20 protein-coding genes and 1 pseudogene are annotated in these 22,396 nt (G+C 62.6%); 15 read left to right on the top strand and 6 right to left on the bottom strand.

Going from position 1 to position 22,396, the window contains the following annotated elements; translation table 11 throughout:
• Positions 1-79 precede the first annotated feature (79 nt).
• Positions 80-565 carry a Holliday junction resolvase RuvX gene (gene ruvX / locus F3Y30_RS11220; RefSeq protein WP_203422820.1) on the top strand — a complete coding sequence of 162 codons (486 nt, stop codon included), beginning with the start codon at positions 80-82 and terminating at the stop codon, positions 563-565.
• On the opposite strand, the gene F3Y30_RS11215 is transcribed toward ruvX, so the two are convergent.
• From F3Y30_RS11215 to F3Y30_RS11205, 3 genes are all read right to left on the bottom strand, one after another.
• Positions 511-846 (bottom strand): DUF6105 family protein, encoded by a 336-nt coding sequence (locus tag F3Y30_RS11215; protein WP_203422819.1) that lies wholly within the window; start codon positions 844-846, stop codon positions 511-513. The two genes, ruvX and F3Y30_RS11215, sit on opposite strands and share 55 nt — an antisense overlap.
• Positions 843-1,001, bottom strand: coding sequence for a hypothetical protein (locus F3Y30_RS11210; RefSeq protein WP_203422818.1), 159 nt, complete (start codon positions 999-1,001; stop codon positions 843-845). Before F3Y30_RS11210 ends, F3Y30_RS11215 begins: the two co-directional genes overlap by 4 nt.
• Positions 1,002-1,379: 378 nt before the next feature.
• Positions 1,380-3,032, bottom strand: a complete 1,653-nt coding sequence (locus tag F3Y30_RS11205; protein WP_203422817.1) for an acyl-CoA dehydrogenase family protein — start codon at positions 3,030-3,032, stop codon at positions 1,380-1,382.
• Between the two features lie 171 nt (positions 3,033-3,203).
• On the opposite strand from F3Y30_RS11205, the gene F3Y30_RS11200 reads away from it, so the two are divergent.
• From F3Y30_RS11200 to dprA, 4 genes are all read left to right on the top strand, one after another.
• Positions 3,204-4,145, top strand: coding sequence for an aspartate carbamoyltransferase catalytic subunit (locus F3Y30_RS11200; protein WP_203422816.1), 942 nt, complete (start codon positions 3,204-3,206; stop codon positions 4,143-4,145).
• On the top strand, positions 4,142-5,434 hold the full coding sequence (locus tag F3Y30_RS11195) for a dihydroorotase (RefSeq protein ID WP_203422815.1): 1,293 nt from the start codon (positions 4,142-4,144) through the stop codon (positions 5,432-5,434). The genes F3Y30_RS11200 and F3Y30_RS11195 overlap by 4 nt, the downstream gene beginning before the upstream one ends.
• Positions 5,435-5,621: 187 nt before the next feature.
• The gene (gene plsY / locus F3Y30_RS11190) at positions 5,622-6,227 is read left to right on the top strand and encodes a glycerol-3-phosphate 1-O-acyltransferase PlsY (RefSeq protein ID WP_246752970.1); all 606 of its coding nucleotides are present in this window, start codon (positions 5,622-5,624) and stop codon (positions 6,225-6,227) included.
• A gap of 30 nt (positions 6,228-6,257) precedes the next feature.
• Positions 6,258-7,382, top strand: coding sequence for a DNA-processing protein DprA (gene dprA, locus F3Y30_RS11185; RefSeq protein WP_203426579.1), 1,125 nt, complete (start codon positions 6,258-6,260; stop codon positions 7,380-7,382).
• Here the strand turns inward: dprA and F3Y30_RS11180 are convergent.
• Complete coding sequence (locus tag F3Y30_RS11180) at positions 7,368-7,568, bottom strand: hypothetical protein (protein WP_203422814.1); 201 nt, start codon at positions 7,566-7,568, stop codon at positions 7,368-7,370. The genes dprA and F3Y30_RS11180 overlap by 15 nt on opposite strands.
• A 260-nt stretch (positions 7,569-7,828) precedes the next feature.
• Between F3Y30_RS11180 and topA the strand changes: the two genes are divergently transcribed.
• The 6 genes from topA to rpmG all read left to right on the top strand — a co-directional run bounded on the left by topA (position 7,829) and on the right by rpmG (position 15,552).
• Positions 7,829-10,477 (top strand): type I DNA topoisomerase, encoded by a 2,649-nt coding sequence (gene topA / locus F3Y30_RS11175; protein ID WP_203422813.1) that lies wholly within the window; start codon positions 7,829-7,831, stop codon positions 10,475-10,477.
• 5 nt (positions 10,478-10,482) lie between these two features.
• A complete protein-coding gene (rnr, locus tag F3Y30_RS11170; protein WP_203422812.1) occupies positions 10,483-12,837 on the top strand; it encodes a ribonuclease R in 2,355 nt (784 codons plus the stop codon).
• A gap of 34 nt (positions 12,838-12,871) precedes the next feature.
• Positions 12,872-13,330 (top strand): DUF983 domain-containing protein, encoded by a 459-nt coding sequence (locus F3Y30_RS11165; RefSeq protein WP_203422811.1) that lies wholly within the window; start codon positions 12,872-12,874, stop codon positions 13,328-13,330.
• Complete coding sequence (locus F3Y30_RS11160; protein WP_246752710.1) at positions 13,330-13,995, top strand: hydrolase; 666 nt, start codon at positions 13,330-13,332, stop codon at positions 13,993-13,995. The genes F3Y30_RS11165 and F3Y30_RS11160 overlap by 1 nt, the downstream gene beginning before the upstream one ends.
• A 13-nt stretch (positions 13,996-14,008) precedes the next feature.
• A complete protein-coding gene (locus tag F3Y30_RS11155) occupies positions 14,009-15,193 on the top strand; it encodes an MFS transporter (RefSeq protein ID WP_203422809.1) in 1,185 nt (394 codons plus the stop codon).
• A gap of 191 nt (positions 15,194-15,384) precedes the next feature.
• Positions 15,385-15,552: a 50S ribosomal protein L33 gene (rpmG, locus tag F3Y30_RS11150; RefSeq protein WP_006727600.1), complete on the top strand. Its 168-nt coding sequence runs from the start codon at positions 15,385-15,387 to the stop codon at positions 15,550-15,552.
• A gap of 953 nt (positions 15,553-16,505) precedes the next feature.
• Here the strand turns inward: rpmG and F3Y30_RS11145 are convergent.
• Both F3Y30_RS11145 and F3Y30_RS11140 read right to left on the bottom strand, forming a co-directional pair.
• Positions 16,506-17,872: pseudogene (locus tag F3Y30_RS11145) on the bottom strand (PleD family two-component system response regulator).
• 23 nt (positions 17,873-17,895) lie between these two features.
• Complete coding sequence (locus F3Y30_RS11140; protein ID WP_010065708.1) at positions 17,896-18,267, bottom strand: response regulator; 372 nt, start codon at positions 18,265-18,267, stop codon at positions 17,896-17,898.
• Between the two features lie 141 nt (positions 18,268-18,408).
• On the opposite strand from F3Y30_RS11140, the gene F3Y30_RS11135 reads away from it, so the two are divergent.
• From F3Y30_RS11135 to F3Y30_RS11120, 4 genes are all read left to right on the top strand, one after another.
• Complete coding sequence (locus F3Y30_RS11135; RefSeq protein ID WP_203422808.1) at positions 18,409-18,714, top strand: DUF3572 domain-containing protein; 306 nt, start codon at positions 18,409-18,411, stop codon at positions 18,712-18,714.
• Positions 18,708-19,364: a hypothetical protein gene (locus F3Y30_RS11130; protein WP_203422807.1), complete on the top strand. Its 657-nt coding sequence runs from the start codon at positions 18,708-18,710 to the stop codon at positions 19,362-19,364. Before F3Y30_RS11135 ends, F3Y30_RS11130 begins: the two co-directional genes overlap by 7 nt.
• A 208-nt stretch (positions 19,365-19,572) precedes the next feature.
• A complete protein-coding gene (locus F3Y30_RS11125) occupies positions 19,573-20,859 on the top strand; it encodes a DNA polymerase IV (protein ID WP_203422806.1) in 1,287 nt (428 codons plus the stop codon).
• Positions 20,860-21,011: 152 nt separating this feature from the next.
• Positions 21,012-22,307 carry a L,D-transpeptidase family protein gene (locus F3Y30_RS11120; protein WP_203422805.1) on the top strand — a complete coding sequence of 432 codons (1,296 nt, stop codon included), beginning with the start codon at positions 21,012-21,014 and terminating at the stop codon, positions 22,305-22,307.
• Positions 22,308-22,396 lie beyond the last annotated feature (89 nt).

The following is a 22,396-nucleotide window of genomic DNA, read 5'->3' as shown; positions in this document are numbered from 1 at the left end:
AATTTCTCCTTGCAGGATGCTCCCTGCGACCAGCATATGGATCCAAGGCACTGGGAATGAAAGTGGGAATCGGAAGTCAATGGCAATTCTATCGATCGAGGAACTGGCAGAGAAGCTTGGCCCCGGCGAGGCCGTTGCCGGTCTCGATCTCGGCACCAAGACGATAGGGCTTTCTCTCTCCGATCTCGGACGTCGGCTGGCGACACCCCGTCCGGTGCTGAAGCGCGTGAAATTCACGGTGGATGCGGAAGCTCTGCTTTCCTTCGCCCACAAGGAGAAGGTCGTCGCCTTCGTCATCGGCCTTCCCGTCAACATGGATGGAAGCGCCGGACCGCGTGTGCAGGCAACGCGCGCCTTCGTGCGCAACATGGTCGAGAAGACCGAGATCCCTTTCGTATACTGGGACGAGCGGCTTTCGACCGTCGCCGCGGAAAGGGCCCTCATCGAGATGGACGTTTCTCGCAAGAAGCGCGCGGAGCGGATTGATTCCGCTGCCGCATCCTTCATCCTTCAGGGAGCGCTCGACAGGCTCTCCTCGCTTGCCCGCAACGGCTCGGACGGCTGAGCGGCCGCCTTGCGCGCATGCCACCAGGCGCGAATGCGGGCCCGCCGGCGAAACGCGATCACAGCGAATACGACAAGGCTGTCGACGACGATGGCGCGTGCGACGAGCGGCGGAAGGACTTCCGGCGGCACGCCGAGAATGTGCCCGTAGATGCGAAACACAAGATCATGCGCATCGCGCGTCAGCATGAAAATGCCGAAGCTCATGTCGTAGTAGGACAGACCGTACCAGCTGCCGAGCAGCGCGATCGGGCCGGCCCACAGGATCAGGAACCACTTCATGCGATCCTCGCTTGACGGCCAAAGCCGTCGGCGAGTTTCAAGCCCGCCTCGCCCAAACCGAGTAGGACCGGCAGGAAGACCGCCGGCACGGTGATATCCAGCGCCAGGCAGGAAAAGAAGGTCGTCATGACCGCGATTGAGGCCGCTCTGGCCATTGGCAATCCATTCTCCGGTGCTGGTTAACGCATTGTTTATATGACCTTGGCCCGTTAACGCTTTCCACGCAACGTAAACCAATTGTTAAGGTTAATTTCCACAGCGGACGCTTTCGCGTGAGGACAATGCGGGCGAAAACGCAAACCACTCGGCAACTCGCGGGCGAAAACGCACCGTTGCCGGTTCGGTTCCACGACCCGGAGCAATCAAGTGTCGATGGGAGGGATGGACAAGAACGCCGGGCTGACCGTCCCTCAGGAACAGCATTTAGCCGGCCTCCCCCGCCCTGCGGAAAGGGTCCGAAGCAATGCGACGCCGAAGCCGGCGACGGCATGCTCTATCTTTACTATATGAGCTCTGGCGAGGTCTGGCCCGGCCTATGCGGCGGGCGGGTAGAGAAGATCGACGATCTGGGCTGAGTCGAACCGGGAATCGAGCATCCCATAAGTGGAACGCCAGCCGGCGGCGAGCCTCGTCTCCAGGAAGGCGTCGGCTATACGACCGGCGCCTACGCGATAGAGTTCTGCGGCGGCAGCAGCGAGCGCCAGTTGCTCGACAAGCATGCGTGCCGCCCCCTCGTCCCGCTCGCAAAGCGACATGGCCGCACGCAATACGTCGACCGTCTTCTTTCCTGCAGCGCCGAGGTCGCGGGTCAGGGTAGCGAATACGAGTTCGAAGAGGTCCCGACCGCGGCTCAGCACCCTGAGAAGATCAAGCGCCATGACATTGCCCGACCCTTCCCAGATCGCATTGACCGGAGCCTCGCGATAGTGGCGGGCAATTGGGCGCTCCTCGACGTAGCCGCTGCCTCCGATGCATTCCATCGCCTCGTAGATCAGGGCCGGCGCGATCTTGCAGCACCAGTACTTCACGACCGGTGTCATGACGCGTGCGTAGGCCGCATCCTCGGCACTTGTCGGCGCCTTGTCGAAGGCCTCCGCAAGCCGGAAGGCGAGCGCACTCGCTCCGGCCACGTCGAGCGCCATGTCGGCAAGCACGCGGGTCATGATCGGCTGGCTGACCAACACCTTGCCGAAGACGTTGCGTCCGCGGGCATGGTGCACCGCCTCGGCGAGCGATGCCCGCATGATGCCGGCCGAAGCGAGGGCGCAATCGAGCCTCGTCAGCGTCACCATGTCGAGAATCGTACGAATGCCGCCGTCCGGGGTTCCGAGCAGGAAGCCGAACGCCTCGGAGAACTCGACCTCCGACGAAGCGTTGGAGCGATTGCCGACCTTGTCTTTCAACCGCTGCAGGCGCAGGCCGTTGGGGGAGCCGTCCTCGAGCAGGCGCGGCACCAGAAAACATCCCATCCCTTCGCGGGTCTTGGCGAGCATGACGAAGGCGTCGCTCATCGGCGCCGACATGAACCATTTGTGGCCGCTCAGCCGGTAGATCCCCTCCCCGACGCGCTCGGCGGTCGAGGTGTTGGCGCGGACATCGGTTCCGCCCTGTTTTTCCGTCATGCCCATGCCGATGGTCACCGCGCTCTTCTGGGTGGCCGGCTTGTTGGCGGAATCGTACTTGCGGGAAAGAACGCGGCGCCCCCACTCCCGTTGAACGGCAGGCGAGGCGGAAAGAGCCGCAACGGAGGCGCTCGTCATGGTGAGAGGGCACAGATGGCCACATTCGAGCTGCGCCGTCAGGTAGAAGCGAACAGCGCGTGCGCGGTGCGCCCGGCCCTGCTCATCCGCGACGTTTTCCCAGACCGAACAATTGAGGCCGTTCGTCATCGAACGCCGCATAAGCGCGTGCCAGGCCGGGTGAAAATCGACGACATCGATCCGCTCGCCGCGCGGCCCGTGCGTGCGTAGCTCGGGCACGCCCTGATTCGCCATGCGCGCCAGTTCCTGCGCCTCGGGCGAGGTCACATACCGGCCGATCACGTCGAATTCGTCACGCAACGCCTTCGGCATGGACGCGGTCGCGTCCACGAGAAGCGGATCGGTTCTGTAGGCGTTGATGCCGGACCAAAGCTTGGGCTGGTTCAGTTCGGCGAGTTTCTGTTCGTTGCGGTTTTCGCGAGTCATGCCCGGGTTCTATCCTAAGTGATTGCGGCGTGAAACGGGGTCGGCAGCCGCGACATTCAAAACTCTGGAATAAAACGACGAGGACGGAACGGAAGCCGCCGTGCCGCCTTGCCGCCGCCGGTGGGAGCAACTATAGACCGCGCGTATCCACGAAAGTTGAGGCGGGTCCCAATGGATTTCTTTCCGCATCGCCACCTTCTCGGCATAAAGGGTCTGACCGAACAGGAAATTACGCTCCTGCTCGACAAGGCAGACGAGGCCGTCAAGATAAGTCGCCAAAGGGAGAAGAAAACCTCCACCCTTCGCGGCCTTACCCAGATCAATCTGTTCTTCGAGGCCTCCACGCGCACGCAGTCCTCATTCGAACTCGCCGGCAAGCGGCTCGGCGCCGACGTGATGAACATGTCGGTTTCGAACTCCTCCGTGAAGAAGGGCGAGACGCTGATCGACACCGCGATGACGCTGAACGCGATGCATCCGGACGTGCTGGTCGTGCGCCACTCCTCGGCCGGTGCCGCCGCCCTGCTCGCCCAGAAGGTCTCCTGCTCCGTCGTCAATGCCGGCGACGGGCAGCATGAGCATCCGACGCAGGCGCTTCTCGACGCGCTCACCATCCGGCGCGCCAAAGGCAAGCTGTCGCGGATCATCGTGGCGATTTGCGGCGACGTGCTGCACTCGCGCGTCGCCCGTTCAAACATCCTTCTCCTCAACCAGATGGGCGCGCGGGTCCGGGTCGTGGCGCCGTCGACACTGTTGCCCACCGGCATCGCCGAGATGGGGGCCGAGGTCTATCATTCGATGGCGGAAGGCCTGAAGGATGCGGACGTCGTCATGATGCTCCGCCTCCAGCGCGAGCGCATGTCCGGCGCCTTCGTCCCGTCGGTTCGCGAGTATTTCCACTACTACGGCCTCGACGCAGAGAAGCTCAAGGCGGCCAAGGAAGACGCGCTCGTCATGCATCCGGGGCCGATGAACCGCGGTGTCGAGATTGCCTCGGAAATCGCCGACGGTCCCCAGAGCGTCATCGAACAGCAGGTCGAGATGGGTGTCGCCGTGCGCATGGCCGTCATGGAAACCCTTCTTCTTTCGCAAAACCAGGGGCCCCGCACATGAGCCGCCCGACCGTTCTACAGAATCTCCGCATCATCGACCCCTCACGCAACGTCGACGAAATCGGAACGATCGTCATCGAGCACGGGCGGATCTCCGCTGCCGGACAATCGGCACTGAACCAGGGCGCGCCGTCGGATGCCGAGGTGATGGACTGCAGCGGGCTGATCGCAGCCCCCGGACTGGTCGATGCGCGGGTCTTCGTCGGCGAACCCGGCGCGGAACACCGCGAGACGATCGAATCCGCCTCCCGGGCGGCGGCGGCCGGCGGTGTCACCACCTTCATCATGATGCCCGACACCGATCCTGTTATCGACGACATCGCGCTCGTGGAATTCGTTCTGAAGACGGCGCGCGACAAGGCGATCGTGAACATCCACCCTGCCGCTGCCCTAACCAAGGGACTGCAGGGCGAGGAGATGACCGAGTTCGGCCTTCTCATGGCAGCAGGCGCAGTCGCCTTTACCAACGGCCGGCATGCGATGCATAACGCGCAGGTCCTTCGCCGGGCGATGACATACGGACGCGAATTCGGCGCCGTCATCGCACTCGAGACGCGCGACAAGCACCTCGGCGCCGGCGGCGTGATGAACGAAGGCCTCCTTGCCAGCTGGCTCGGCCTCTCCGGTACGCCGCGCGAAGCCGAGCTCATCCCGCTGGAGCGCGACCTGAGGATCGCGGCGCTTACGCGTGCCGCATACCACGCAGCGCAGATCTCCGTTCCCGAATCGGCGGAAGCCGTGCGGATCGCCCGCGAGCGTGGTGCGAACGTTACCTGCGGCGTCTCCATCAATCACCTGACGCTCAACGAGAACGACATCGGCGAATACCGCACGTTCTTCAAGCTTTCACCGCCGCTGCGCGCGGAAGCCGACCGATCGGCCATGGTGGATGCACTCGCGAGCGGTGCAATCGATATCATCGTCTCCGCGCATGACCCTCAGGACGTCGATACGAAGCGCCTGCCCTTTGCCGATGCCGCCGACGGGGCGATCGGGCTGGAGACCCTTCTGGCGGCGGCCCTCAGGTTGCATCACAGCGGCGAAGTAAGCCTGATGCGGCTGATCGATGCCATGTCGACGCGCCCGGCCAAGACATTTGGCCTCGATGCGGGAACGCTCATGCCGGGCGCGCGCGCCGACATCGTGCTCATCGACCCGGACGAACCCTGGATCGCCTCGAAGGATCAGCTGGTCTCCCGATCCAAGAATACACCCTTCGAAGATGCCCGCTTTACGGGACGGGCGCTTCAAACCTATGTTGCAGGAAAGCGCGTTCATTCGGTGCGGTAAACATCGCATGCTGAACAGCCAGGCATCTCCCCGGTCAATGGGACATGACCGGGGCGTCTGCCCGGCCGCAAGCCCCGCCAGGCGAGCCAGACTTGCGGGGCAATCATTTCAGGAGGCAGAGCGACCTGACCCGTCCAGTCGGAGGGGTGGCGCTCAGGGGGACGTCCGGGAGACGCAATTGACTGACATATTGACCTGGCAGATCGGTCTGCCCGCCACACTCGCCAGCCTCGTTTTCGGATATCTGCTGGGCTCCATACCCTTTGGCCTGATCGTCACGCGGATGGCAGGTCTCGGCGACGTGCGCCAGATCGGCTCGGGAAACATCGGGGCAACGAACGTTCTGAGAACGGGAAACAAGAAGCTTGCGGCCGTCACTCTCGCCCTGGACGCACTCAAGGGTACGGCTGCCGCGGCGATAGCCTCCCGTTGGGGCCTCGAGGCTGGCATTGCAGCAGGCTTCGCTGCCTTCCTCGGCCACCTCTATCCGGTCTGGCTCGGCTTCAAGGGGGGCAAGGGTGTCGCGACGTATCTCGGCATTCTTCTTGGCCTTGTCCCAGTCATGATGCCGATCTTCGCCGCAATCTGGATCGCGACCGCTTATCTCACCCGCTTTTCCTCGTTGTCCGCCCTGGTTGCAACGGCGATCAGTCCGGTTGTATTGTATGCGCTCGGACACGAGAAGGTGGCGGCTCTCTTCGTCATCCTGACAGTCATGACTTGGTGGAAGCACAAGGCCAACATCTCCCGGCTGCTGAACGGCACCGAGAGCCGGATCGGGGACAAGGGATAGGATGAACAACCGCAGCGCAAGGGAACAGGCATTGCGCTGACGGAAAAACAGAGGATCGCCTGGCTGCGGCTGATCCGAAGCGACAATGTCGGACCGGCGACATTCCGCGATCTCATCAACCATTTCGGCAGTGCCGAAACCGCCCTCGAGATGCTCCCGGAACTTTCCAGGCGCGGCGGATCCATGAGGGCAATCCGCGTAGCAAGCCACGCCGATGCGGTGCGCGAACTCGAGATGGCGGCACGGCACCGGGCCGCTTTCATCGGCATCGGCGAGCCCGACTATCCTCCCCTTCTGCGACATATCGACGGCGCTCCCCCGCTGATTGCGGTGAAAGGCAATGCCGGCATCGCGACCGAACCGGCCGCCGGTATCGTCGGATCGCGAAACGCCTCCATATACGGAAGCAAGTTCGCCGCGCTCCTTGCACGCGAGATCGGGCGGGCCGGCTATGCGATCGTCTCCGGACTGGCACGCGGGATTGATACGGCAGCGCATCGTGCCAGCCTGGAAACAGGAACGATGGCGATCCTTGCGGGAGGTATCGACCAGCCCTACCCGCCCGAGAATGCGCCACTGCTCGACGAGATCACCTCCGGCAACGGGCTGGCGATCAGCGAGATGCCGTTCGGATGGGAACCGCGCGCCCGGGATTTCCCGCGCCGCAACCGGCTCATCGCCGGAATTTCGCTGGGCCTTGTCGTCGTCGAAGCGGCCGACCGGTCCGGTTCGCTGATCACAGCCCGAAATGCCGCGGAGTTCGGCCGTCTCGTCTTCGCCGTTCCCGGATCGCCACTCGACCCCCGCTGCCATGGAACCAATGGCCTGCTGAAGGATGGAGCCATCATCGCGACGGAATCCGAAGACGTACTGAGCCATCTGCGGCCACTTCAGGAACCTGATTTCTTCTCCGGCCAGACGGGCGCCGGAGAGCCTGCGTCGCCACCGGATCCCGAAACCATGAAGCGACCACCTGATGACGACGATCGCCAACGGATCACCGAAGCCCTCGGACCGACGCCGGTCGAGATCGACGATATCCTGCGCCACACGGAGTTGCCTGCGTCCGTGGTCTACCTGGTGTTGCTCGAGCTGGACCTCGCCGGACGGTTGCATCGCTATCCGGGAGGCCTCGTCTCACTAGCGATTGGGTGAGAGCGGCCGCAATCCTGCCTGTATATCGCCCGCCTCGACATAGGCCATCTCGATAAGATAGCGCAGCATATCGGCCCCTTCGCTATGTGCGACCAAACGAAGCTCACCAAGCATCTGACGAATATACGTGATGTTTTCCCGCGTCTGGGCCGATGGAGGCGGAGATACGGCTGATTTGGAAGTCATCGCAGTTTCCCGATCGAACATGGCCGCGGAATCAACGCGTGGCCAAGGCCCTCTACACCTCAAGGATGATAAAGCAATAATCCTAAATTGCAATAAACGTCATTTCCCTTATTAGTTGCATTGCGTTGTGGAGCAGTTATTTTGGGCTCACCTCTTGACCGCGACGCATTCACTGTTCATTTCGAGGCATCGACTTTCCTGCGCAAGTTGAGTTTTCAGCCCTCCCTCCAACAGATGGCGCCCGGCATCAGAGTAAGAGTATGAACGTTGTAGTGGTTGAATCGCCTGCAAAGGCCAAGACAATCAACAAGTACCTCGGGTCGGGCTACAAGGTCCTCGCCTCATTCGGACATGTTCGCGATCTTCCGGCAAAGGACGGCTCGGTGCGCCCCGACGAGGACTTCGATATGTCCTGGGAGGTCGATGGCGCATCCGCCAAGCGCATGAAGGACATTGCCGACGCAGTGAAGTCCTCGGACGGCCTCATTCTCGCAACCGACCCTGATCGCGAGGGCGAAGCGATTTCATGGCACGTGCTCGATCTTCTGAAGAAGAAGAAGGTCATCGGCGACAAGCCGGTCAAGCGCGTCGTCTTCAACGCCATTACCAAGTCTGCTGTCCTCGATGCCATGAAGTCGCCGCGCGACATCGACATCGACCTGGTCGATGCCTATCTGGCCCGTCGGGCGCTCGACTACCTCGTCGGCTTCAACCTGTCGCCGGTGCTGTGGCGCAAGCTGCCGGGCGCACGCTCCGCAGGGCGTGTCCAGTCCGTGGCGCTTCGCCTCGTCTGCGATCGTGAATCGGAAATCGAGCGGTTCGTCTCCGAGGAATACTGGAACATCTCCGCACTTCTCAAGACACCGCGCGGCGACGAGTTCGAGGCACGCCTCGTCTCGGCATCCGGCAAGCGTCTGCAACCCAGGGCTATAGGCAACGGCGAGGAAGCCGGCCGCCTCAAGACCCTGCTGGAGGGCGCGAGCTACCGCGTCGAGAGCGTCGAGGCCAAGCCGACCAAACGCAACCCCGGCCCTCCCTTCACCACTTCGACCCTGCAGCAGGCGGCGTCCTCGAAGCTCGGCTTCTCGGCTTCGCGCACCATGCAGGTGGCACAGAAACTCTACGAAGGCATCGACATCGGCGGCGAGACCGTCGGTCTCATCACCTATATGCGAACCGACGGCGTGCAGATGGCACCCGAAGCGATCGACGCAGCCCGGCGCGCGATCGCCGGCCAGTTCGGCGACCGTTACCTTCCGGAAAAGGCGCGCTTCTACTCCACCAAGGCCAAGAACGCCCAGGAAGCGCACGAGGCCATCCGGCCAACGGACTTCGACCGCACGCCGGATCAGGTACGTCGCTACCTCGACGCCGACCAGCTTCGCCTCTACGACCTCATCTGGAAGCGCGGCATTGCCAGCCAGATGGCCTCGGCCGAGATCGAGCGCACCACCGTCGAGATCGATGCGGACAATGCCGGCAACAAGGCCGGTCTGCGCGCAACCGGTTCGGTAATCCGCTTCGACGGCTTCATTGCGGCCTACACCGACCAGAAGGAAGATGGCGAGCAGTCCGACGACGGCGATGAGGATGGCCGCCTGCCCGAGATCAATGCGCGCGAGGATCTCGCGAAACAGAAGATCAATGCATCGCAGCATTTCACCGAGCCGCCGCCGCGCTATTCCGAAGCGTCCCTCATCAAGAAGATGGAAGAACTCGGCATCGGCCGTCCTTCCACCTATGCGGCAACGCTCGCAACCTTGCGCGACCGCGAATACGTGGTGATCGACAAGCGCAAGCTGATCCCGCAGTCGAAGGGCCGGCTCGTAACCGCCTTCCTGGAGAGCTTCTTCACGCGTTACGTCGAATACGACTTCACCGCCTCCCTGGAGGAGAAGCTCGACCAGATCTCTGCCGGCGAGCTGAAGTGGAAGGACGTCCTTCGTGACTTCTGGCGCGATTTCTTCGCCCAGATCGAGGATACCAAGGAGCTCCGCGTCACCAACGTGCTCGACGCTCTCAACGAGGAACTGGCGCCTCTCGTCTTCCCGAAGCGCGACGATGGTGGCGATCCGCGCACCTGCCAGGTCTGCGGCACGGGTCAGCTTTCGCTGAAGCTCGGAAAGTACGGCGCATTCGTCGGCTGCTCGAACTATCCGGAATGCAACTACACCCGCCAGCTGTCCTCCGACACCAACGGCGATGCGGAGGCGGCTGCCTCAAGCGAACCGCAGTCGCTCGGCAAGGATCCGCACACCGGGGAAGAGATTACCCTGCGCAGCGGCCGTTTCGGCCCCTATGTGCAGCGTGGCGACGGCAAGGAGGCAAAGCGGGCGAGCTTGCCGAAAGGCTGGACACCCGCGAGTATCGATCACGAGAAGGCCATGGCGCTTCTGTCGCTTCCCCGCGATATCGGTGCACACCCGGAAACGGGCAAGATGATCTCGTCCGGGATCGGCCGCTATGGCCCGTTCGTGCTCCACGACGGTTCCTATGCGAACCTCGAATCCGTGGAAGACGTGTTCTCGATCGGCCTCAACCGCGCGGTATCAGTCATTGCCGACAAGCAATCCAAGGGCCCGGGCGGCCGCGGCGGCAAGACGGCTGCGGCGCTCAAGGAACTGGGCGACCACCCGGACGGCGGCGCAATCACTGTCCGTGACGGCAAGTACGGTCCCTACGTCAACTGGGGCAAGATCAACGCGACCCTGCCCAAGGGGCAAGACGCACAGTCGGTCACGCTTGAAGAAGCGCTCCAGCTGATTGCCGGCAAAGCGGCCAAGGCACCCGCTGGCAAGGCCAAGGCGAAGGCAAAGACGGCGACAGCGAAATCCGCGAAGTCGGACGAGACGAAGACAGCGAAGCCCAAGGCCAAGCCGAAAGCCGCAGCAAAGACCAAGAAGGCCTGACAGAGATGACACGCGAGCCGCGCGACCGGTCCAGACACTCAACGCGGTCCGGCCGGGCCGGCAGGGAGCTCGCGCCGGGCGCGGACATACCGATCATCCACGGCGAAATCCCGCCGCGAGAGGTGCTTCTGCGTTTCATCGCGGAAAATCCGGAACGGGCATCGAAGCGTGAAATCTCCAAGGCATTCGGCCTCAAGGGAGAGACGCGTGTCGAGCTGAAGGCCCTTCTGAAGAGGCTCGAAGAAGAAGGCCTGCTCGAAAAGCGTCGCAAGTCGCTCACCCGTCCGGGAGGCCTGCCACCGGTGACAGTCCTCGACATCACGACGCGCGATGTCGACGGCGAGCTTATCGGCCGCCCCGCTGAATGGCTGGAGGAGGCCGGCGTGGCGCCCGCCGTGGCGATCCGCCAGTCCACCGTCGGCAAATCTTCCGGGAAAGCCCCCGTCGCCGGCCTCGGCGATCGCGTGCTGGCCAAGATCTTTCCTGCAAAGGAACGCGGCGGGCCCGCCTACACCGCGCGCATCATCAAGGTGCTCGACAAGCGCAAGAATATCGGCATGGGCGTGTTCCGTCCGACCCCGGGCGGCGGCGGACGAATCATGCCGATCGACCGGCGTGGCGAGGAAATGACCGTCGATGCCGACTATACCGCCGGGGCGAAGGACGGCGATCTGGTCGAACTGGACGTCGTGCGGACGGGCCGCTACGGGCTGCCGCGCGCGCAGATCAAGTCGGTGGTCGGATCCGTGGCATCGGAGAAGGCGATCTCCATGATCGCGATCCATGCACACGGCATCCCCCATGTCTTTCCCGACGCGGTCATCCGCGAGGCGGAGGCCGCAGGGCCGGCTACCATGGCCAACCGCGAGGACTGGCGCAGCCTGCCATTGATCACCATCGATCCGGCGGATGCAAAGGATCACGACGACGCGGTTCACGCCGAGGCGGATCCCTCCCCCGACAACCCCGGCGGCGTCATCGTCACCGTCGCGATCGCCGACGTGAGCTACTACGTGCGGCCGAAGTCCGCTCTCGACCGGGAGGCGCTGAAGCGTGGCAACTCGGTCTACTTCCCCGATCGCGTGGTTCCCATGCTGCCCGAGCGCATCTCGAACGATCTGTGCTCGCTCAAGGAAGGCGTCGACAGGCCTGCATTGGCCGTCCGCATGGTGTTTTCGAAAGAAGGTCGAAAAGCTGGCCACACCTTCCACCGGATCATGATGAAGAGCGCCGCGAAGCTCTCCTATCAGCAGGCGCAGGCCGCGATCGACGGCCAGACCGACGACAAGACCGGTCCGATCCTCGAACAGATCCTGAAGCCCCTCTGGAACGCCTACCGGATCATGACGATCGGACGCGACCGCCGCCAGCCGCTCGAGCTCGACATGCCCGAACGCAAGATTCTCCTCAAGGAGGACGGCACCGTCGATCGGGTAATCGTGCCGCCACGGCTCGATGCGCACAAGCTGATCGAAGAAATGATGATCCAGGCGAACGTGGCAGCGGCAGAAACACTGGAGACGAAGCGCCAGGCGCTGATCTATCGCGTCCACGACGCGCCGTCCCTGGCCAAGCAGGAGACCCTGCGCGAATTCCTTCAGACGCTCGACCTTTCGCTCGCCAAGGGCGGGAACATGCGCTCGAACCACTTCAACGGCATCCTGTCGAAGGCACAAGGCAAGCCCTTCGAGCAGATGGTCAACGAAATGGTCCTGCGCTCGCAGAGCCAGGCCATCTACAGCCCTGAGAACATCGGGCATTTCGGCCTCAACCTGATGAAGTATGCCCACTTCACGTCACCCATCCGCCGCTATGCGGATCTTATCGTGCACAGGGCACTGGTCGGCTCACTGCATTTCGGCGAAGGCGGGCTGACACCGGACGAGGAAGCGGCACTGGACGACATCGCGGCCGAAATCTCCACGTTCGAGCGCCGCGCCATGGCTGCCGAACGCGATACGGTAGACCGGCTGATCGCGCACCATCTCAGCGGCCGGGTGAACGAGGAGTTCGACGCACGCGTCTCGGGCGTCACAAAGGCGGGACTATTTGTCACCCTTCCCGACTATGGCGCCGACGGCTTTGTGCCTATATCTACGCTCGGGCGCGACTACTTCATCTATGACGAGGCGCACCAGGCGCTTTCCGGTGAGAAGACGGGGCTCGGATATCGTCTCGGAGACCCGGTTCGCGTGAAACTCGTGGAGGCCGTTCCGCTCGCTGGAGCGCTCCGTTTCGAGATGCTGAGCGAAGGGCGCAAGATGCCGACGGGCGTGCGCTCCTTCCACAAGGCGGGACGACGGGACCGAGGCGCCCCGAGGCGCCAGCCGGGTACACGCCCGCCGCGCGGCAGAAGATAGGCCGGCTGGAAACGCCGGCAAGGAAGGAAACGTCATGCAGGCGAACGAAGCTTCAAAAGGCGTGGTTCATTTCGAACAGCAGCGCGCGGAGCGGCCGCTCGGCCAATCGATCAGGCGTGGCCTTCTCAACACCTGTCCCGCGTGCGGCAGTGGCCGTCTGTTCAAGAGCTTCCTGAAGCCGGTGGACAATTGCGCCGCCTGCGGCGAGGCAATGCATCACCAGCGCGCCGACGACCTGCCCCCCTACATCGTCATCACGATCGTGGGCCATCTCGTGCTGACGGGCTATCTGATGACGGACCTGGTGTTCGTACTGCCGACATGGGTGCACATGGCAATCTGGGCGCCGATCACCATCATCTGCTCGCTTCTTCTGCTGCAGCCTGTCAAAGGCGGAACAATTGGTTTGCAATGGGCCCTGCGGTTGCACGGCTTCGACGGAAAAGCCGACGAGCCCATGGACGTCATCCCGGCCAGGGACACACGCGGCTGATGCCGACGGCGCCAGTTCGCACGGCGGACGCTGCCTCCGTCCTGCTCGTCGACCGTTCCGACAATGGGTGTCGTGTGCTGATGGGCCGACGCAGCAGGAAGCACGTCTTCATGCCAGAGGTCTATGTCTTCCCCGGCGGGCGGCGCGATCGCACGGACGCCGGCATTCCTGTCTCGGGCGACCTGCATCCGCTTGCACGGGAACGGCTGGAGCTGAGAACAGGCAAGCGCGTGACCCAGGCCACCTTGCGGGCGATCGCGATCGCCGGCCTTCGCGAACTGCATGAGGAAGCCGGATTGACGGTCGGAACGGCGCCGGATAGCGGGACAACGGCGTTGCCGTTCCTGCCCGATCTCTCGCGCCTGAGGTTTCTCGCCCGGGCCATCACTCCGCCCGGCCATGTCCGCCGCTTCGACACCCGTTTCTTCACCCTCTTCACCGATGAGGCTGAAATCGACCCGGCAAGCGTCAGGGGAAACCACGAGCTGGAGGACCTCAGGTGGATCGATGTCTTCGACGCATCGGGCATCGAGATGGCCGACATTACTGTCCTGATCCTTGAAGAGCTCAGAATTTGCCTTCAAGAAGACTCGTCATTGCCGTACGGAAGGGCCGCAGCTTTCTTCCATACACGGCGCGGACAGTTCGTCCGGGAAAGACTTTGAGGAAATAGTTCGCATGTCACAGCCGCAATCCGGCCAAATGGCTCCGGTGGAAGAAATTCACTGGCCGTCGCTCGTTGCGGCTATCTCGGCCATATCGGCTGTCGGTATCGCCATGGGCCTCGGTCTGCCGCTGCTGAGCATCATCATGGAAAAGCGAGGGATTTCCTCAACCCTCATCGGACTGAACTCGGCCATGGCAGGTATAGCGGCGATGGCGGCGGCACCGGTCACGACGCGCCTGGCGCACTCCCTCGGGACCGCCAACACCATGCTCGCCGCAGTCGTCCTTGCCGCCATCAGCGCGCTCGGCTTCTATTACATCCAGAATTTCTGGCTCTGGTTCCCGTTGCGCGTCGTGTTCCATGGCGCGATCACGATGCTCTTCATCCTGTCGGAGTTCTGGATCAACGCCGCCGCGCCACCGCGTCGCCGCGGCCTTGTGCTCGGGATCTACGCAACCGTGCTGTCTCTCGGGTTTGCCGCGGGACCATTGCTCTTTTCCCTTCTCGGCAGCAACGGCGTCCTGCCGTTTGCCGTCGGCGCCGGCGTCATCCTTCTGGCGGCCGTACCGATCTTCATCGCGCGCGACGAAGGACCTGTTATCGACGAGAAACCCGAGCTGCACTTCATGCGCTATGTCTTCCTCGTGCCGACCGCTACGGCCGCCGTCTTCGTGTTCGGCGCGGTGGAGGCCGGCGGCCTCTCCCTCTTCCCTGTCTATGCGACACGCGTCGGCTTCACCGAATCGCAAGCCGCCCTTCTGCTCACCAGCATGGGGCTCGGAAACGTTCTCTTCCAGATACCGCTTGGCCTGCTGTCGGACCATATGAAGGACCGGCGCGCGCTGCTGTCGATCATGGCGCTGATTGGCATGGTGGGAGCGCTGGCGCTGCCGCTGCTCGCGGAGAACTGGATCCTGATGGCGATCGTCCTGCTGTTCTGGGGCGGATGCGTGGCCGGCCTCTATACTGTAGGCCTGAGCCACCTCGGATCCAGCCTGCACGGAGCGAATCTCGCGGCCGCCAACGCAGCCTTCGTTTTCTGCTACGCCGTTGGAACCGTGGCAGGGCCGCAGGTGATCGGCGCAGCCATGGATGCAGGCCGCCAGAATGGCTTTGCGTGGGCTATCGTGTCCTTTTTCGGCTTATACGTGGCACTTTCTCTCGTCCGGATTGCTATGGGGCCAAAACGGGCTTGACTTTTCGGGCGCGATTTGTAGTTTCGCGCCAACTTACGGCGTGGCTTTCTCCGGGAGGCTGTCCGTCGCTGTAAACCAATCCAACGTGCGCGTGAACCTTTCCAGAAGCCGGTTCGTTTTTGGGGTCGTGCGCCAAGGCCGTGGGGCAGAAGTGCCGTCACGGCTTCGTTTTTGTAAAAGGCAGGACGACCATGGCCAAGGCTACCACTATCAAGATCAAGCTGCTGTCGACAGCCGACACGGGTTTCTTCTACGTCACGACTAAGAACAGCCGCACGATGACGGAAAAGATGACGAAGACCAAGTACGACCCGGTCGCGAAGAAGCACGTCGAATTCAAGGAAACCAAGATCAAGTGAATCTTGATCGTCACTGGTTCGAGAAAGGCGCCCGGCAATTGCCGCGGCGCCTTTTTCTTTCCACAGGCTCCGGCCGCCAACTGTCCCCACCTATTGCCGCCGGCTCCTCGGTTGCCCTGCGGGACGGGGTTCGCGTCGAGACCGGCTCATCGTCCGGAAGTTGTCCTCCGCGAATTGCCCGGCGCTCGCCCTTCCCCATCTCAGGGAAGTGGACGCTGTGCCGAAATGAACATCCGGAGCGGTATCTTATGGCAATCTTTTGAACGGATCTGACATGAGAAACGCCGCTCCGTGACGGAGCGGCGCTGAACGGGGTCGACCGGAGGCGACAACGGCACGAGGATTCCGTTAAAGTCGCATCCAGTCGACCGACCCCACGACCCAGGAGATGCGGCGGACCTAGCATCATGGGGTAACCGGTTTCTTGGGCATATCGTTGCCCCTAAATGGAACAATTGCGCAAAATCAGGTGAAAATCAATGAATTCTTAATGGGACACCGCCCCTGTTGGATGGATGGTTAATCCACCCCGCATTCGCGACAGGCGTGTGTCGCCTCGTGGGCTAGCTGTTCGCAGCCATCGCGTGCACCGGCGCATGCGCTTCCTGTAATGACGTGTAGCGCGGTCCCGCGCTGCGACCGGCGCGGTGTCCCGGCACACCCTCTCCCCCGGGCGTCGGACCTGCTACGACTCACGTATGAGTGGCCGTATAATCAATTACAGATTGCAATACGCCCGGAATACCAGTCTCTGCTGCCTTCCAATGGATGATATCAGGACCAGGGCCTGCTGTGGAGATCCTGTGGATGTACTGTGGAAAGGCACTGGATAGTAACGGGACAACCCGCCCCACAGCCGGGTTTGGCAATGCAGATCACACGAGAAGCGGCGATCCGGAATCAGGAAGTACTGTTGAGAAGGGAACCGGGATGGAGCTGCCGAACCGCGAGCCTCAGGCGGCGGCTGCGACGACCCGGTTGCGGCCTGCGCGCTTCGCTTCATAGAGGGCAGCATCGGCCCGCTTCATCAGCGCATCCGGCGTATCGCCCTCCGGCAGTACGGTAGCGATGCCGAGGGAGGCCGTCACCTGCAGCGCCTCCTGGGCCGCTCCGATCGCGAAAGGCTGTTGCTCGATTATGGTGCGCAAACGCTCCGCGACCTTGGCGGCCGTCTCGGCGGACGTGTCGGGCATCACCAGGACGAACTCTTCGCCGCCATAGCGGCATGCGAGGTCCGCGCCACGCACGGCCGAGCGGACGCGGTTGGAGAATTCCTTCAGCACGTCGTCACCGGCATCATGGCCATAGGTATCGTTGACCGCCTTGAAGCGATCGATGTCGGTCATGCAGATCGAGAGCGGACGCCCCCGCGCCATCGCGCGGTCGATCAGCACCTTGAGGTGATTGTCGAGGTAACGGCGATTGTAGAGCCCCGTAAGCCCGTCGGTCACGGCCAGCTCGATCGTCTCCCTTACGCTTGCGCGAAGGCTGTCGTCGTAGCGCTTGCGCCGGATCTGGGTCAGGGTGCGGGCAAGCAGCTCGTTCGGGTCGATTGGCCGCATCAGATAGTCGGTCACACCGAGATCGAGTGCGCGGACCACCATCTCCTCGTTGCCCTGTTCCGCAATCAGGAGAATCGGCAGGAAACGGGTACGCTCGAGGGAGCGCAATTGCGAGCAGAGCCGCAGCGGATCGTGGTCGGTGAAATTCGCATTGACGATAACGAGTTCGTAGGAGTTTTCGGCCGCATCGAAGAGTGCTGCCTGCGGGTCGGATATGCAGATGACGTCGGCGATCGGCTTCAGCGAGCGGACGATGCGCTCCTGCGAGCTGCCGCGGCCGTCGACGAGCAGCACGTGCCCCGGCTCGTTGCCGATGGCGCCGTTCAGTCCGTCCTGCATCTGGAGTGCGCGCGCGGTGGCCGCGCGTGCGCGCAGCTCATCGGTGAGCGTCTTCAGCCGCACGAGGCTCTTCACCCGCGACATCAATTGCAGGTCGTTCACCGGCTTGGTCAGGAAATCGTCGGCGCCGGCCTTCAGTCCCGGATGCGGTCGGAGGGCTGGTCGAGGGCAGTCACCATGACGACCGGAATATGCGCAGTGCGCGGATTGGACTTCAGCCGCTCGCAGACCTCGAATCCATCGATGCCGGGCATCATGACATCGAGGAGGATGAGATCAACCTGGGTACGTTCACAGAGCGAAAGAGCCTCGTGACCGTTTCCCGCCGTCAGGACATCGAAATACTCGGCAAGCAGCCGCGCTTCCAGCAATTTCACATTGGCCGGAATGTCGTCAACGACAAGAATTCGTGCGGTCATGCGCCCTGCCCCTGCCCCGGCTCCTATGCGTCGCCGAGGTACGTCTTTATGGTTTCAATGAATTTCGGTACCGATATCGGTTTTGAAACATAAGCTTCGCAGCCACCCTGACGTATCCTTTCCTCGTCACCCTTCATCGCGAAGGCAGTGACTGCGATGACCGGAATGACATGGAGTTCGTCGTCCTCCTTGAGCCATTTCGTCACCTCGAGACCGGAAACCTCAGGCAGCTGAATATCCATTAAAATAAGGTCGGGGCGGTACTTTCGGGCAAGATCGAGTGCTTCCATGCCATTGCGGGTCTGAATGGTCGTGTATCCGGAGGCCTCGATGAGGTCCCGGAAGAGCTTCATGTTGAGCTCGTTATCCTCGACGATCATGACTTGCTTGGGCATCGCGCGTCCTTGTTCATAACTCCAGCCTTGCAACCTTCCGCGAGAAATATAAGTTGCGGCTATGCCGAATTCATCCAGCCTGACCATCGCCAAACTAGTGCCATTTGGTTGATTAAAAGGTAACTTTTCCGGAAAACCCAGATGCAACGCCAAAAAGATACACCTGTCGCCGATGCCGAGGCGACCGCCATTGCCGTGCTTGGCTGGCTGGCCGGCGAGCCCGAACACCTTTCCCGTTTCCTTGCGCTGAGCGGGGTCGAACCGGGCATGCTGCGCAAGGCGGCCGGCGAACTTTCCTTCCTGGCCGCGCTCGTGGAATTCCTCATGGGGCACGAGCCGACATTGATGGCCTTCTGCGAGGCGACGGATATTCGGCCCGAAACGGTGGTACGCGCCCACGCGGTCCTGTGCGGACCGCCTGCCAGCGACGAGTATTCGTCATGGTAACGAGCACGGTTACGATCGACCATATCCGTCTTGGCGACCGTCCCCTGGTCGTCTGCGACGTCGATGAGGTCGTTCTCGAATTCCTGACCCCGTTTCGCGAGTTCCTGAACTCGCGAGGCCACGATCTGCTGCCCAGATCGTTCCGGCTGCACGGGAACATCGTGGGGCTTATCGATGGAACGATAACCGACAACGCCGTCATCTCCGCGCTGCAGGAGGATTTCTTCGCCGATCAGGAGGCCTGGCAGCGGCCGGCGCTCCAGGCCGTCGAGACACTGACGATGCTCGGCAAGGACGCGGACGTCGTCTTCCTGACGGCCATGCCGCCGCGCCACGAGGCAACCCGCCGCCGGCTGCTGGATCGGGTGGGGCTCACATTTCCGATGGTCGCCACCGAGGAGGAAAAGGGACCGGTGGTGCGCGCCCTGCATCGCCAGCGCTCCCTGCCCGCGGTCTTCATCGACGACATATCGCGCAACCTCGAATCCGTTCGCGCACATGCGCCGGACACGCTGCTGCTGCATCTGATGGCGAACGCGGAATTTCGCGCCATGGCGCCTGCGCTCGGCGATGGCGTCGTGAGTGCAACGGACTGGACTCACGCCGCAAGCCTCATTCGCGCGCATTGGATGCCGATCGCAGGCAGGTGACGCGAACGGCATCATGCAGCTAAAGCCCGCCGCGGAAGCGGAGGTCCCGATCGCGTTCTCACCTGCAACAGACGATGAGGAAGCCAGTCAGAGCCTTGCCTCATCGAGAAGAAATGAAGTGTTGACGCCATGCACTTGCGAGCCCCCGCGCTCTTGAGTGGCAGCAGCATACGCGTTACTTTCCCCACGTTCAATATTTGTTCTCACCATGGGCCTGAACGACACGCGTTTTCCGGGGTTCTGCCGCGACTGCCTGAAAGGGCAGCCCGACAATCTGCGCCGTTGCCTCGCCTGCGGCAGCCCCAGGCTCCTGTATCATCCCGAGCTCTACCGCCTCACGCTTGCGCACATCGATTGCGACGCCTTCTACGCTTCTGTCGAGAAGCGCGACAATCCCGAGCTTGCCGACAAGCCGGTGATCATTGGCGGCGGCAAGCGCGGAGTCGTCTCGACGGCGTGCTATGTCGCGCGCATCCATGGGGTCCGATCGGCAATGCCAATGTTCAAGGCGCTCGAGGCCTGTCCGCAGGCGATCGTGATCAAGCCCGACATGGAGAAGTACGTGAAGGTGGGGCGCGAGGTGCGCTCGCTCATGCAGGAACTGACGCCGCTCGTGCAACCGCTCTCGATCGACGAGGCCTTTCTCGAGCTCAAGGGTACCGAGCGGCTTCACCACGACCCACCCGCTCGGGTGCTTGCGCGCTTCGCCAGACGCGTCGAGAGCGAGATCGGGATCACCGTTTCGGTCGGGCTTTCCTACTGCAAGTTTCTCGCAAAGGTCGCCTCCGACCTCCAGAAGCCGCGCGGCTTCTCGGTTGTCGGAGAGGAGGAAGCGCTGGACTTCTTGAAGGACAAGTCGGTCCGAATGATCTGGGGCGTTGGAAAGGCCTTTGCGGAGACGCTGGAGCGCGACGGCATCCGTCTGATAGGCCAGTTGCAGACCATGGAGGAAAGCGATCTCATGCGCCGCTACGGCGTCATGGGCAAGCGGCTCTACAATCTCTCGCGCGGACAGGACGATCGCGAGGTCCATCTCAACGACGCGGCCAAGAGCGTCTCCTCGGAAACCACCTTCTTCGAGGACATTTCAGCTGGCGACGAACTCATCGCGATCCTGCGCCGCCTCAGCGAGCAGGTCGCTTCCCGGCTTCGCAAGACCGGCATCGCGGGGCAGACGGTCGTTCTCAAGCTCAAGACAAGCGACTTCAAGACCCGCACCCGCAACCGCAAGCTGGAGGATCCCACCATGCTTGCGGACCGCATCTTCCGCATCGGCGCGGAACTCCTGAAGAAGGAAGTGAACGGGACCAAGTTCCGGCTCATCGGCATTGGCGTCACTGATCTCACAGATCCGCAGCGCGCCGATCCTCCCGACCTTGTCGATCCGCAGGCCGGCCGCCGCGCGGCTGCGGAGGCGGCCATGAACACGCTCCGCGACAAGTTCGGAAAGAACAGCGTCGAAACCGGATACACCTTCGGCAAGGACCGGCGCTGAGCACCCGAGGTGCGTGCTTCAGCCTATCCCCGGCAGCCGTTTGAAATCGCGCGGCGGAGGGCTGCTGTCGATTCGGAGGATTCGTATCAAAACTTCGTTAAATGCCACGGGGCATAATCGCGGTTCCTTGTATCGCGTATGGAACCAGATTGATGACCTTCAGCCGGATAGCCGGGATCGGCCTCCTTGCCATTGCGTTTGCGTCCCCGGCATCAGCAGGCACCCTCGAAGGTCCTCTGGAGATCATCGTTTCGAGGGACCTTCAGTCCTTGAAGGTCTATGACGGCGACGTCGTCGTCGCTTCGTCGAAGGTGTCGAGCGGCAAGCCGGGGCACACCACACCCACGGGCATCTTCTCGATTCTCGAAAAGAAGCGGATGCACCATTCGAACCTCTATGACGATGCCGAGATGCCATTCATGCAACGGCTGACATGGTCGGGCATCGCGCTGCACGCCTCCAATCACGTGCCGTCCTATCCGGCCTCCCACGGATGCGTCCGTCTTCCGAGCGACTTCGCCAGAACGCTCTACCAGTTGACCCGGCGGGGCGGCCATGTGCTGATCAGCGGCGGCGAAGTGGCGCCGCGCCGCGTCGTGCATCGGGTCCTCTTCCGCCCGGGTGTCACCGAACCGGACGAACCCTTGCTGTCGGATGCGAAGCTTCGCCTGACGAGCCATGGAGACATGACGGGCAGCATCGAGGTCGCCATGAACGAACCGAAGCCCGAAACGCCGAGCCCGGTCGTCATGCGGACGGACTCCGATCCGCTGCGCATCCTGATCACCCGGCGAGGTGACCGCGAAAAACTGATGGACCTCCAGGAGACGCTTTCCGGGCTTGGCTACGACGTCGGGATTCCCGACGGCTTCGCAGGTCCCCTCACCTACACGGCGCTGCGGGCGTTCCAGGCGGCCGAGGGTCTCAAGACCGACGGGATGCTGACACAGGATCTTGCAAAGGCAATCTACGCAAAGGCGGGCAAGGGATCACCCCCGAACGGCCAGATCATGGTTCGCAAGAATTTCACGCCACTCTTCGAAGGACCCGTCGAGATCCTCAATCCCGAAATCGCGCTCGGAGCCCAGTTCCTGCTGGCACGCGGCGTCGACACCGACCAGGGGCTGGTGGACTGGTACGGCGTCAGCCTTGCGAACGAGCTGCCGGCGTCCACGATGAAGCGGCTCGGCATCACCACGATCGAGGATTCATTCGACGCGGAGGCGATCAGCAGGACACTCGATCGCCTTGTCATCCCGCAGGACACACGGGCACGAATCGCTCAGATGATGACCGAGGGCACGTCCATTTCCATTTCCGACATGGGGCTCGGACCGGAAACCGGCGCGGGAACCGATTTCATCACCGTCACCCGCGAGAGCGCCGGCTCCGGCAGCCGCGTGAGCAATAGGCACAAGGTCGAGAGCTCAGTCGTCACCATCAAGTGAACACCCAAAGGGCCTCGACTTTCTACCGGAGGCGCAGCCTAAGATATCCAGCGGACAATCTTCCCGGCCGACGGCGGCTCTCCCCGAGG

Source organism: Sinorhizobium sp. BG8, assembly GCF_016864555.1.
Taxonomy (GTDB): domain Bacteria; phylum Pseudomonadota; class Alphaproteobacteria; order Rhizobiales; family Rhizobiaceae; genus BG8.
The sequence above is the reverse complement of the archived record's forward strand: the minus strand, read 5'-3'. Positions and strand labels throughout refer to the sequence as shown.